A 12,338-nucleotide genomic window follows, 5' to 3' on the forward strand; every position below is an offset into this window, starting at 1 on the left:
CACCGCCGGTCACCGGTGGCCGGCCGTCTCGCCGATCAGCTGGGAGACCTTCAGGAACCGGTAGCCGCGCTTGCGCAGCTCCGGTACGACCGCGCGGACGACCCGCTCGGTCGTCGGGGCGGCGCTGCGGGTGCAGTGCATGACGACCACCGAGCCGGGCTTCACCCCGTCCAGCACCTGGCGCACCACCGCGTCGGCGTCCGTGGCGAACGCGTCGCCGCTGACCACGTCCCACTGCACCGCGGTCACCCCGAGCCCGCTCAGCGCGCGCAGCGCCCGCTGGTCGTAACAGCCGCCGGGGAAGCGGAAGTACGGCATGGGCCTGGGCACGCCTGCCTTGCGCAGGGAGGCGTACGCCCGTGTCACCTCCGACTGCATCATGTCGGCGTCGACCGTCGGCAGGCCGTAGCAGTCGGCGGTGAAGGAGTAGTGGCTGTAGGAGTGGTTGGCGACCTCGAACTGCGGGTCGTGGCCGAGGCTGCGGGCCTCGGTCGGGTACTGGTCGGCCCACCGGCCCGTCATGAAGATCGTCGCCGGGACCTTCAGCGCGCGCAGGGTGCCGATCAGCTCCGGGTTGTCGAAGTGCTCGCCGGAGGCCGCGCGGGGGCCCTGGTCGGCGGTCATGTCGGCGTCGAAGGTGAGCGCGACGGTCTTGCCGAGGGTGCGCGGGCCGTGCTCGAAGACGGGGGTGAGTCCGCCCGGGCCCGGCGCGAGGACGGGTGGCCGGGAGGCGGACGGGGAGGCGGGGGCGGGGGACGTGGCCGGGGCCGGGCGGCCGGTGCCCGCGCTGCCGCAGGCGGAGAGGGCCGCGCTCAGGGCACAGAGCGCGGCGCAGGCGGCGGTGATACGGCGTACTCGTGGGATCACCGTATGAACGTAGGACTGGATGTCCGGTTGTATGGTGATATGCCCTGCGGCGCGGCGGCACGGTCACCCGCGCGGCGGGGAGGAAGACGTCGGCAGGGGGAAGGGGCGTCGGCGGCTCTCAGATGTCCCGCTGCTCCAGCGGCCGGACCGCCGGGCCCTGGAGCACCGTGCCGTCGACGGCGAAGCGCGAGCCGTGGCAGGGGCACTCCCAGGCCCGCTCGGCCCGGTTGAAGGCGACCAGGCAGCCGAGGTGGGTGCAGCGGGCCGAGACGGCGTGCAGCGCGCCGTCCGTGTCGCGGTGCACGGCGAGCCGGTCGCCGCCCGCCCGGACCACCGCTCCGTCACCGGGTGCCAGGTCGGCCACGTCGGCGGCGGGCTTCAGCCGGTCGCCGACGAAGTGCCGGGCCACCTCCGCCTGCGTCTTCAGCAGCGACGGCGCCTCGCGCACCACCGATTTCAGCCGGCGCGGGTCGTACAGCTCGCGCCAGGCGCAGTCCCGGCCGGTGATCAGCGCGGTCAGCAGCAGCCCGGCCATGATGCCGCCGCTCAGTCCCCAGCCGCCGAAGCCGGTGGCGACGTAGGTGTGCCGGGCGGCCGGGTGGAAGGGGCCGACCAGCGGGACGGTGTCGGTGGAGTCGTTGTCCTGGGTGGCCCAGGCGTGGTCCAGGTGCACTCCGGGGAAGTGCTCCTCGGCCCAGGCGGCGAGCCGGTCGAAGCCGGCCTGCACATCGCCGGTGCCGGGGGTGAAGTGCTCTCCGGTGACGACGAGCAGCCGCTGCCCGTCCGGCCCGTACGGCGCGGTGCGCACCGAGCGGGTGTTCTCCTCGGGCGTGATGTACATGCCTTCCGGGTCCGGCCCGTCGCCGAGCGGCCCGGCGACCACGAGTTCGCGGCGCGGGGACAGGCGGGCGAACAGCAGGGCGCGGTCGAACACCGGGTAGTGCGTGGCGATCACGACGTCCCCGGCGGTCACCGTGGCGCCGCCCTCGGTAGTCAGGCGACAGGGCCGGCCACCCTCCTGCAGGCCGACGACCCGCGTTTCCTCGTACACCTGGCCGCCGCGCGCGACCAGGTCCTCGGTGAGCGCCCGCAGGTACTTCACCGGATGGAACTGCGCCTGCCCGGCCACCCGGACCGCGCCCGCCACCGGGAACGGCAGCCCGGTGTCGGTGGTGAAGGAGGCGGACAGCCCCGCCTCCCGCGCGGCCTCCGCCTCCGCCCGCACCTCGTCCACGCGCGAGCCGTCCCGCACGTAGGTGTACGCGTCCCGTTCCTCCCACTCGCAGTCGATGCCCAGCTCGGCCACGAGCGCCGCCGCGTGCTCGATCGCCTCCGACTGGGAGCGGGCGTACAGCCGCGCCCCCTCCGGCCCCCGGGTGCGCCGCAGCCGGTCGTAGACGAGGGTGTGCTGGGCGGTCAGCTTGGCGGTGGTGCGGCCGGTGACCCCGGATGCCACTCGCGCGGCCTCCAGCACCGCCACCCGCAGCCCGGCCCGGGTCAGTTCGTGGGCGGTGCTGAGCCCGGCGATGCCGCCGCCGACGACGGCCACGTCGACGTCCAGGTCGTCGCTCAGGGCGGGGTGCCGGGGGCCGGGAGCGGTCTCGAGCCAGTAGGAATCGGTGACATCGGTGACGTTCCGGTGCTCGCGCATGGCCGCCGGGTACCCCGGCTACGGCTGTTTCAGCAGTCGCCTGCGGCACTCGGCCACGTCGAAGTCGCCCTTCGGGTAGCGGGGGTCGAGCGCCTCCAGGTGCTCCAGCAGCAGTCGGCTGACGGCCCAGTTCCGGTACCACTTGCGGTCCGCCGGGACCAGGTACCAGGGCGCGTGCGGGCCGGCACAGTGCTCCAGCGCCAGCTCGTACGCCTCCTGGTAGGCGGGCCACAGCGCCCGCTCCTCGATGTCGTCGGGGGTGAATTTCCAGTGCTTGTCGGGGCGGTCCAGGCGGCGCAGCAGCCGGCGCTTCTGCTCCTCGTAGGACAGGTGCAGGAAGCACTTGACGACGGTCACGCCGTCCTCGGCGAGGGACCGCTCGAAGTCGTTGATCAGGCCGTAGCGGCTGCCGATCGCGGCGGGCGGGGCGAGATGGCGGACCCGGGCGATGAGCACGTCCTCGTAGTGCGAGCGGTCGAAGATGCCGATCTCGCCCGGCTCGGGCAGCGCGCGCCGCACCCGCCACAGGAAGTCGTGTTCCCGCTCCTCCTCGGTGGGCGCCTTGAACGCCTTGATCCGGCAGCCCGACGGGTTGAACTGACCGATGACGTGCTTGACCGTGCCGCCCTTGCCGCTGGTGTCCATGCCCTGCAGCACCAGCAGCAGCCGGCGCCGGTCACCCGCGGTGCCCGCCGCCCACAGCCGCTCCTGCAGCCCGGCCAGGCGCTTGCCCATGTGCGCGGTGTCCGCGAGAGAGGCCTGTTTGCCGCCCGGGGCCCCGGGCGTGGCCCTGGCGTCGTACCCGGCGAGGCCGACGGGCTCGCCGAGCGGGAGACGCAGGGCGTCCCGCAGGCTGTCGGTACTCTTCCTGGTCACCTCGTGCGCCTTCCCCTCGGATTCCTCGGCGGCGGGCCGGTCAGCGGCCGTACCGCCCGGTCAGCGTCCCCGACGCGAGGGTGTGGCCGGACAGGGCGCGGAGCAGATCGGCGGGGGTGGCGTCCGGGGCGAGGGACGGGCGGCGGTCGGCGGCGTACACGGTGAGGACGTAGCGGTGCGGGTGGTCGCCGCGGGGCGGGCAGGGGCCGCCGTAGCCGGTGCGGCCGAAGCCGTTGCGGCCCTCGGCGGCCCCGGCCGGGTGCTCGCCGGCGGCCAGGGGGGTGAGGTGCGGGGCGATGTCCCAGGCCAGCCAGTGCGTGAACGTCCCCCGCGGGGCGTCGGGGTCCTGCAGCAGCAGGGCGAGGGAGACCGTGCCCGCGGGTACGGCGGTGACACCGAGCGGCGGTGAGACGTCCTCGCCGTCGCAGGTGTAGCGGCGCGGGATCGTGCCGCCGTCCGGGTAGGCGGGACTCGCGACGGTCAGCCGGTGCACCACGGACGACGTCGAGGCGGGGGCGGACGACGTCGGGGCGGGGGCGGAGGCCGCTCCGTCGCCGTTCCCGCAGCCCGACACGACGGCCGTCGCGGCCACGGCGACCATCCAGCTCTTGCGCATGCCTGGCACGCTAGCCCGCCCGCTGCCCTCCGTCACTGTTCGACGCGGGCAGTTGCTGGTGACCCTTCTCCAGGAAGTGCAGCAGCTCCACGGGGATGGGCAGGACCAGCGTCGAGTTCTTCTCGGCTGCCACCGCCATCACCGTCTGCAGCAGCCGCAGCTGGAGCGCCGTCGGCTGGTCGGACATCTGCTGCGCGGCCTCGGCGAGCTTCTTGGAGGCCTGCAGTTCGGCGTCGGCGTTGATGATCCGGGCCCGGCGCTCCCGGTCGGCCTCCGCCTGACGGGCCATGGAGCGCTTCATCGTGTCCGGCAGCGACACGTCCTTGATCTCCACCCGGTCGACCTGGATGCCCCAGCCGACGGCCGGGCTGTCGATCATCAGCTCCAGGCCCTCGTTGAGCTTCTCCCGGTTGGAGAGCAGATCGTCCAGCTCGCTCTTGCCGATGATCGACCGCAGCGACGTCTGCGCCATCTGGGAGACGGCGAACTTGTAGTCCTCGACCTTCACCAGGGCGCTCTCCGCGTCGACCACCCGGAAGTAGACGACGGCGTCCACCCGGACGGTGACGTTGTCCCGGGTGATGCCCTCCTGGGCGGGGATGGGCAGCGTCACGATCTGCATGTTGATCTTCTGCAGCCGGTCCACGACCGGGATGATCAGCGTCAGGCCCGGCGGGCGCACGTCACCCGCCACGCGGCCGAGCCGGAAGAGTACGCCGCGTTCGTACTGCTTGACCACACGGGCCGCCATCGCCAGGTACACCAGCCCGACGCATCCCGCCGCGGCAAAAGCCCCCAGCAGCTCCTGGACCATGATGACCTCCTCGTACAGAGGTCCGGTTTCGTCTGCTTCTGTAACGATATGCCGGGGTGGGGGTGGAATCCATGGGCCGGGGGGAGGGTCTGCCCGGCCGGGTCCTGCCCGGTCCGGGCCGGGGCACCGAGAGGTGTCGGCACCCCGGCCCGGGGACGGCGCGGCCGCTACACCGCCGTCGCCCTCGCCGCCGGGGCCGGCGTCGCCGGGGCGGTGACCCTCACCGGCTCCGTGCCCGCCGCGCTGTGCCGCTCGGCCCAGTTCTCCAGGGCCGTGCGGCAGGCGTGGTCCAGGTGGTGCAGGCCGGACAGGTCCAGCCGGACCGGGCGGTCCTGGGGCAGCGCCTCCAGGCCGTCCAGGATCCTCGGCAGCCGCAGGAAGGTGGCGTTGCCCGACAGATACGCGTCGACCGGGCCCGCGCCCCTGTCGACGATCTCCAGCCGGATGTGCGACGCCTCCCAGGCCGTCTTCACGACCGCCAGCGCCAGGCCGATCAGCACGCCCTCGAACATGCTGACCGCCACGATCGAGAGAGCCGTGACGGACAGGATCAGCGCCTCGCCCCGCTGCTCGCGCCACAGCCCGGCCAGCGCCCGGACCGGCACCAGCTTGGCACCCGAGTGGATCAGGATGCCCGCGAGCGCCGGGATCGGGATGTGGGCGAGCACGCCCGGCAGCAGCGCGGCGAACAGCAGCAGCCACACGCCGTGCAGCACCCGGGAGGCCTTCGTGCGGGCGCCCGCCTGGACATTGGCCGCGCTGCGCACGATCACCGCGGTCATGGGCAGTGCGCCCAGCACCCCGCACACCGCGTTGCCGGCGCCCTGGGCGACCAGCTCACGGTCGTACGCGGTGCGCGGCCCGGAGTGCAACCGGTCCACGGCCGCCGCGCTGAACAGCGACTCGGCGGAGGCGATCAGCGTGAACGCGACGACCGTGCCGAGAACCCCGAGGCCGGCCAGCTCGCCGAAGGCGCTCGCCGGCGGCGGCTGGACGGAGTCCAGCAGGCCGTGCACCTCGACCGTGGCCACGGGCAGGCTCAGCGCGAACGCGGCCAGGGTGGCGAGCCCGACCGCGGCCAGCGGGCCGGGCACGGTGCGCAGCCAGGCCGGGGCGTGCTTCCACAGGAACAGCACGGCGATCGTGCCGGCGCACACGGCGAGCGAGGCCAGTGCCGCACCGTCGCCGAAGACGTCCAGGAACGCCCCGGGCAGCCCGGCGATCTTCCCCGGACCGGAGCCGGGCGCCTTCGCCGCCAGTGCCGGGTAGAGCTGCCCGGCGACGAGCACCAGACCGATTCCGGCCAGCATGCCCTCCACGACGGAGACCGAGATGGCACGGAAGTACCGACCCAGCCGCAGCAGGCCCATGCCGACCTGGAGCAGCCCGGTGGCGAGCACGATCGCGCCGAGCGTCGGCAGCCCAAACTCCTTGACCGCCTCGAGGACGAGCACGGTCATGCCGGCCGCCGGGCCCGACACCTGAAGGCTGCTGCCACGCATCAGCCCGGTGACGAGGCCGCCGACGATCCCGGTGACCAGGCCCAGTTCGGCCGGTACTCCGGAGGCGACGGCCACGCCCACGCACAGCGGCAGCGCGACCAGGAAGACGACGAGCGAGGCGGCGAAGTCCCGCCTCAGGTGCGGGAAACGGGATATGAGGGCGGGGGTCCTCGGCATCGGCGCGCTCACAGGGACTCGAAGGTGTCGGACTGCGGGCGGTGCGCCCGTACGGCGCCGGTGTGCACCTCGTAGTACCAGGCGTGCAGGGCCAGCCGACCCTCCGCCAGCCTCCGCGCGACGCACGGGTACGAGCGCAGCCGCAGCAGCTGGGTCAGGACATGGCTCTGCACGCCCTCGGCGACCTCCGGGTCCTCGGCCGCGCCGGCCGGACGCGGGGTGGCGTGCGCCAGCCAGTCGCGCACGGCGGGTACGGCGGTCAGGTCGTCGCCGCGCACCAGCGCGCCGACGGCACCGCAGTGCGAATGGCCGCAGACGACGATGTCACGGACGCCGAGCACCTCCACGGCGTACTCGATGGTGGCCGCCTCGCTGGTGGGGTGCGCGCAGGCGTGGGGCGGCACGATGTTGCCGGCGGTGCGCAGCTCGAACAGCTCGCCGGGGCGGGCGCCCGTGATCAGGGCCGGGACGACCCGGGAATCGGAGCAGGTGATGAAGAGCACCTGAGGGGACTGGCCTTCGGCGAGTTCGGCGAACTCCTCAGGGCGCTGTCCGAACGAACGGGCGTTGTCGATGAGGGGCTGCATGGGTGGGGTCCTCCTGGCGCGCCTGACCGGCGCGTCGGGCTCGAACGACGGTGGTGGGGGGAGGGCGGGCGCCCGTCAGCAGCGGAAGACCTGGAGCGCTGCCGGGGCGGGGGCCCGGGAAGATCTGGCGGCGCGCTGGGTCACGGCGCCGGGGGTGTCCGGTGCGCCGGCACCGGCGACCCGGCCGGCTATGAGGGGGTGTTCCCGTGCGCAGCAGGCGGACGAGCGGCGCTGTCGGTCGCGCAGGCGGGGGACGTCCGTCGGGTCACCCGTGCACCCCGGGGCGCGCAGTGAGCCCACCCCGTCGCGCACCGGCTCGGCGGGGGAGGTGATTCCGGGCTCGGCTTTGGCCTGAGCCTGACTGGGTGTGTGCGCGGATGCGAAGGATCCGGCGGAAGCGAACAGCTGGAACGCGAGCAGGAGCCCGGCGAGCAGGGCGAGGCGGGCCCGGGCCGTCGTGCCACGGAACATGCGCCCCCCTCCCACCGCTGCGTGCCTCTTGAGCGGACCAAGTCCGGGTCAACGGACGGTCAAGAAACACATTAACCCTGCAAAGTCCTTTGCAGGGTTAACTGTGCGCCACGAGCGCGAGGAAGCGTGAAAAGTGCCGGTCGGTCGGCGGGATCCGGCTCTTGACTACGAGCCGACGAGCCCCTTGGCGTCGCGGGCCAGCGCGGTGAGCCGGGATATCGCCCGGAAGTATTTCTTCCGGTAGCCGCCGTTCAGCATCTCCTCGCTGAACAGCCGGTCGAAGGGCAGTCCCGAGGCCAGCACCGGCACCTCACGGTCGTAGAGCCGGTCCGCGAGCACCACCAGCCGCAGCGCCGTCGACTGGTCCGGCACCGGTTCCACGCCGGTCAGGCACACGGCCCGCAGGCCGTCGGTCAGCGCGCCGTACCGACTCGGGTGCACCTTGGCCAGGTGCGCCAGCAGATGCGGGAAGTCGTCCAGCGAGGCGCCCTCGGTGGCGTACGCCGCCTTCGTCACCTGTTCGTCGGTGAACGGCGCCGGCGCCTCGGGCAGACCGCGGTGACGGTAGTCCTCGCCGTCGATGCGCAGGGCACGGAAGTGGGCCGACAGCCCCTGTATCTCGCGCAGGAAGTCGGCGGCGGCGAACCGGCCCTCGCCCAGCTTGCCGGGCAGCGTGTTCGAGGTGGCGGCGAGCGCCACGCCCGCCTCGACCAGCTTCCCGAGCAGCGTCGACACCAGCACCGTGTCGCCGGGGTCGTCCAGTTCGAACTCGTCGATGCACAGCAGCCGGTGCCCGCTGAGCGTCTGCACCGTCTGCTGGAAGCCGAGGGCGCCGACCAGGTTGGTCAGCTCCACGAAGGTGCCGAAGGCCTTGAGCGCGGGCTCGGCCGGGGTGGCGTGCCACAGGGAGGCGAGCAGGTGGGTCTTGCCGACGCCGTAGCCGCCGTCCAGATACACGCCGCGCGGGCCCGCCGGGACCTTGGGCGCCCTGGCCTTCCCGAAGCCGAAGAAGCCGCGCCGGCCGGTGCCGGAGGCGTGCGCCCCGCCGAGCCCGGCCGCGAAGCCCTCGAGCACCCGCACGGCCTCGGTCTGGCTGGGCTGGTTCGGGTCCGGGATGTACGTCGAGAAGCGGACCGAGTCGAACCGCGGCGGCGGCACCATCTCGGCGACCAGCCGGTCGGCGGGGACGTGCGGCTCACGGCCGCACAGCGAGAGGGGGCCCGCGCCGGTCAGGGGGCCGGATCCGGGGGCGGTGGTGGAGGACGACACGGTTATCCATGCTAAGCGCCGTGTCACACTGCACGACATGCGACGCCTGTTCCCTGTGACCGACGAAACAGCAGTCCCCGCCCAGGAGGGGGTTCCGGAGGCCGGTGCCCCGGACGGAGGCGGTCGTGAGTGGAGCCTCGCCGAGCTGGCCGCCGTCTACGCCTACCCGCACCCCGAGCCGGGCGCCCCCCGGCCCTGGCTGCGCGCCAACATGGTCTCCTCGCTCGACGGCGCCGCCCAGCACGAGGGGCGCTCCCAGCCCATCTCCAGCGCCGCCGACATGCGGATCTTCGGCACGCTGCGGGCGCTCTCGGACGTCGTCCTGGTGGGCGCCGAAACGGTACGTCAGGAGGGGTACCGGCCGGCCCGCGTGCGCGCGGACTTCGCCGGGGCCCGCAAGGCCGCCGGCCAGGGCCCGGCCCCGGCCATCGCCGTCGTCACCGCGAGCCTGGAGCTGGACTTCTCGCTTCCGCTGTTCACCTCGCCCGTGGTGCCCACCCTGGTGCTGACCGGAGCCGCGGCCGCCCCCGACCGGGTGGCCGCCGCCGAGAAGGCCGGCGCCCGGGTGGTGGTCGCCGGTGACGGCATGGGCGTCGACCCCGCGCGCGCGGTCCGCGCCCTCGCCGAGCTCGGCCACACCCGGCTGCTCACCGAGGGCGGCCCCCGGCTGCTCGGGCAGCTCGTCGCCGCGGAGGTGCTGGACGAACTGTGCCTGACGATCTCGCCGATGCTCACCGCGGGCGACGCCCAGCGCATCGCGGGCGGCCCGTCGGTCGTCGTCCCGCGCCGGTTCGCCCTGGCCTCCCTGCTGGAGGAGGACGGATTCCTGTTCGGTCGTTACCGTCGGTCCTGAATCGGCGGAATATCCCGTTCCGGGTGGCTTGCGGAGGGCAGACTTAGATCGGTAGTACCCGTGCGATCGCGGGGAAGGATGGTTTCCTCAGGGGCCTTCTCGGGGCCCACCGAGTAGAAGAGGCGCCTGGTGTTCACAAGCGTTCTGATGATCGAGAAGGCCCTGACCTCCGCCGACGTGGAGTTCGTCACCACCTTGCACGGGGACGAGCCGATCACCTTCCACGTGCTGCTCCAGCCCCGCGGCGACCAGGCGGACCGCCTGCTGCGGGCGATCGACGACATCGCGCTCGGCGAACTCGACGAGGCGGTGCGCGAGCACGAGACCCCCGAGGGGGAGGAGGCGCGGAGCGTCGGACAGCAGGCGCTGGACGTCTCCGTGCAGGCCCTGCACGCGGCCGGGAGCCAGGCGGAGGGCCGGCTGGTCGAGGATCACCCGCTGGACGCGCTGAAGGGGCTCGTCGCCGAGGTGGACGCCGACGAGGTGATCGTGCTGACCGATCCGCACTACGTGGAGGAGTTCTTCCACCGGGACTGGGCCTCACGGGCCCGGCACAAGGTCGGGGTGCCGGTGCTGAAGCTGTTCTCGCACAGCAAGGCGTAGGCGCGCCGCCGCCCGGCGCGGTCCGGGGTGCGGTGCGTTCCAGGGGGCGGGCGCGTCGCGGGCACTCGGGCCCGCGCGGCGGAGCCGCACGTCGGTACCGCCCCGTGCCCCTCGGGCGGGACCGGTTCCCCTCGCTGCACGGCGCCCGGTGGCTCAGCGCTTAGGCTAGGCCTGCTTCAGCTCGCACCATGACTTTGGGAGAACCACATGGCACCCGGCCTTCCTGCCGCCATGGACCGACCGCACTTCATCGGCATCGGCGGCGCCGGGATGTCGGGCATCGCCAAGATCCTCGCCCAGCGCGGGGCGAAGGTCGCCGGCAGCGACGCCAAGGACTCGGCGACCGCCGAGGCGCTGCGGGCGCTCGGTGTCACCGTGCACCTCGGGCACGCCGCGGAGCACCTTGCCGACGACGCGAGCTGTGTCGTCGTCTCGTCGGCGATCCGCAAGGACAACCCCGAGCTGGTCCGCGCCGCCGAGCGGGGCGTCCCGGTCGTGCACCGGTCGGACGCGCTGGCCGCGCTGATGCGGGGGCTGCGCCCCATCGCCGTCGCCGGCACCCACGGCAAGACCACCACCACCTCCATGCTGGCGGTCTCCCTCGGCGCGCTGGGCCTGAAGCCGTCGTACGCCATCGGCGGCGACCTCGACGCGCCCGGCTCCAACGCGCTGCACGGCGAGGGCGAGATCTTCGTCGCCGAGGCCGACGAGTCGGACCGCAGCTTCCACACGTACGCGCCCGAGGTCGCCATCGTCCTCAACGTCGAGCTGGACCACCACGCCAACTACGCCTCGATGGACGAGATCTACGAGTCCTTCGAGACCTTCGCCGGGAAGATCGTCCCCGGCGGCACCCTGGTGATCTCCGCCGACCACGAGGGCGCGCGGGAGCTGACCCGCCGGCTCGCGGGCTCGGTGAAGACCGTGACGTACGGCGAGGCCGAGGACGCCGACGTACGGGTGACCGCCGTCGTCCCGCAGGGGCTGAAGAGCCGGGTCACCGTGCTGTTCGACGGGCAGGAGCTGACCTTCACGGTCTCCGTGCCCGGCCGGCACTACGCCCTCAACGCCGTCGCCGCGCTCACCGCCGGTGCCGCCCTCGGCGTCCCGGCCGCCGAGCTGGCGCCCGCGCTCGCCGCCTACACCGGTGTCAAGCGGCGCCTGCAGCTCAAGGGCGAGGCCGCCGGGGTCCAGGTCATCGACTCCTACGCCCACCACCCGACCGAGATGACCGCCGACCTGGAGGCCATGCGCGCCGCCGCCGGCGACTCCCGCATCCTCGTCGTCTTCCAGCCGCACCTGTTCTCCCGCACCCAGGAGCTGGGCAAGGAGATGGGCCAGGCCCTCGCCCTCGCCGACGCCTCCGCCGTCCTCGACATCTACCCGGCCCGTGAGGACCCGCTCCCGGGCGTCACCAGCGAGCTGATCATCGAGGCAGCGCGCGCGGCGGGCGCCGACGTGACCGCCGTCCCCGACAAGGCGGAGATCCCGGCCGTGGTCGCGGGAATGGCGAAGCCCGGTGATCTCGTTCTCACCATGGGCGCGGGCGACGTGACCGACCTGGGCCCGCTGATCCTGGACCGCCTGTCGCAGTGAAAGGGCTGAGGCTCATGTCGTACGACGTCGAGAAGCCGGACGAGCAGTGGAGGGCGGAGCTGAACCCGGCCGAGTACGCCGTGCTGCGCCAGGCCGCCACCGAGCCGGCCTTCACCGGTGAGTACACGGACACCAGGACCAAGGGCGTCTACTCCTGCCGGGCCTGCGGCGCCGAACTGTTCACGTCCGCCACCAAGTTCGAGTCGCACTGCGGCTGGCCGTCCTTCTACGACCCGAAGGACACCGACGCCGTCGAGCTGGTCGAGGACCGGTCCCACGGCATGGTCCGCACCGAGGTGAAGTGCGCCCGGTGCGGCTCCCACCTCGGGCACGTCTTCGCGGGCGAGGGCTATCCGACCCCGACCGACCAGCGGTACTGCATCAACAGCATCTCGCTGCGGCTGGCCCCCGACGAGGCCTGACACCTCCGGGGCCGGCGGGGCGCCCGGAGCGGTG

The 12,338-nt window shown here is 73.3% G+C and carries 13 protein-coding genes; 4 read left to right on the top strand and 9 right to left on the bottom strand.

Features of this window, described 5'->3' with window-relative positions; genetic code table 11:
* Positions 1 to 9: 9 nt before the first annotated feature.
* The 9 genes from ACIHEJ_RS08355 to zapE form a co-directional block, all read right to left on the bottom strand.
* Entirely contained in the window at positions 10 to 867 is an 858-nt protein-coding gene (locus tag ACIHEJ_RS08355; protein ID WP_400133190.1) for a polysaccharide deacetylase family protein, read from the bottom strand.
* Between the two features lie 118 nt (positions 868 to 985).
* Complete coding sequence (locus tag ACIHEJ_RS08360; protein ID WP_400133192.1) at positions 986 to 2,518, bottom strand: FAD-dependent oxidoreductase; 1,533 nt, start codon at positions 2,516 to 2,518, stop codon at positions 986 to 988.
* Positions 2,519 to 2,536: 18 nt separating this feature from the next.
* Complete coding sequence (locus ACIHEJ_RS08365; RefSeq protein ID WP_400133194.1) at positions 2,537 to 3,394, bottom strand: PPK2 family polyphosphate kinase; 858 nt, start codon at positions 3,392 to 3,394, stop codon at positions 2,537 to 2,539.
* Positions 3,395 to 3,434: 40 nt separating this feature from the next.
* Entirely contained in the window at positions 3,435 to 4,010 is a 576-nt protein-coding gene (locus ACIHEJ_RS08370) for a YbhB/YbcL family Raf kinase inhibitor-like protein (RefSeq protein WP_400133196.1), read from the bottom strand.
* Positions 4,011 to 4,020: 10 nt separating this feature from the next.
* Positions 4,021 to 4,824 (bottom strand): slipin family protein, encoded by an 804-nt coding sequence (locus ACIHEJ_RS08375; RefSeq protein WP_400133198.1) that lies wholly within the window; start codon positions 4,822 to 4,824, stop codon positions 4,021 to 4,023.
* 167 nt (positions 4,825 to 4,991) lie between these two features.
* A complete protein-coding gene (locus ACIHEJ_RS08380) occupies positions 4,992 to 6,503 on the bottom strand; it encodes a SulP family inorganic anion transporter (protein WP_400133200.1) in 1,512 nt (503 codons plus the stop codon).
* 8 nt (positions 6,504 to 6,511) lie between these two features.
* Positions 6,512 to 7,090, bottom strand: coding sequence for a carbonic anhydrase (locus tag ACIHEJ_RS08385; protein ID WP_400133202.1), 579 nt, complete (start codon positions 7,088 to 7,090; stop codon positions 6,512 to 6,514).
* A gap of 75 nt (positions 7,091 to 7,165) precedes the next feature.
* Positions 7,166 to 7,561 carry a hypothetical protein gene (locus ACIHEJ_RS08390; protein ID WP_400133204.1) on the bottom strand — a complete coding sequence of 132 codons (396 nt, stop codon included), beginning with the start codon at positions 7,559 to 7,561 and terminating at the stop codon, positions 7,166 to 7,168.
* Positions 7,562 to 7,726: 165 nt separating this feature from the next.
* Positions 7,727 to 8,830 carry a cell division protein ZapE gene (zapE, locus tag ACIHEJ_RS08395; RefSeq protein ID WP_400133206.1) on the bottom strand — a complete coding sequence of 368 codons (1,104 nt, stop codon included), beginning with the start codon at positions 8,828 to 8,830 and terminating at the stop codon, positions 7,727 to 7,729.
* Positions 8,831 to 8,867: 37 nt separating this feature from the next.
* On the opposite strand from zapE, the gene ACIHEJ_RS08400 reads away from it, so the two are divergent.
* The 4 genes from ACIHEJ_RS08400 to msrB all read left to right on the top strand — a co-directional run bounded on the left by ACIHEJ_RS08400 (position 8,868) and on the right by msrB (position 12,304).
* Positions 8,868 to 9,683, top strand: coding sequence for a pyrimidine reductase family protein (locus ACIHEJ_RS08400; protein WP_400133208.1), 816 nt, complete (start codon positions 8,868 to 8,870; stop codon positions 9,681 to 9,683).
* 129 nt (positions 9,684 to 9,812) lie between these two features.
* On the top strand, positions 9,813 to 10,286 hold the full coding sequence (locus ACIHEJ_RS08405; RefSeq protein ID WP_400133210.1) for an indole-3-glycerol phosphate synthase: 474 nt from the start codon (positions 9,813 to 9,815) through the stop codon (positions 10,284 to 10,286).
* A 207-nt stretch (positions 10,287 to 10,493) separates the two neighbouring features.
* Positions 10,494 to 11,882 (top strand): UDP-N-acetylmuramate--L-alanine ligase, encoded by a 1,389-nt coding sequence (gene murC, locus ACIHEJ_RS08410; RefSeq protein ID WP_400133212.1) that lies wholly within the window; start codon positions 10,494 to 10,496, stop codon positions 11,880 to 11,882.
* Between the two features lie 14 nt (positions 11,883 to 11,896).
* Positions 11,897 to 12,304 carry a peptide-methionine (R)-S-oxide reductase MsrB gene (gene msrB, locus ACIHEJ_RS08415; protein WP_400133214.1) on the top strand — a complete coding sequence of 136 codons (408 nt, stop codon included), beginning with the start codon at positions 11,897 to 11,899 and terminating at the stop codon, positions 12,302 to 12,304.
* Positions 12,305 to 12,338 lie beyond the last annotated feature (34 nt).

Source organism: Streptomyces sp. NPDC052301 (assembly GCF_044593395.1).
Classification (GTDB): Bacteria; Actinomycetota; Actinomycetes; order Streptomycetales; family Streptomycetaceae; genus Streptomyces.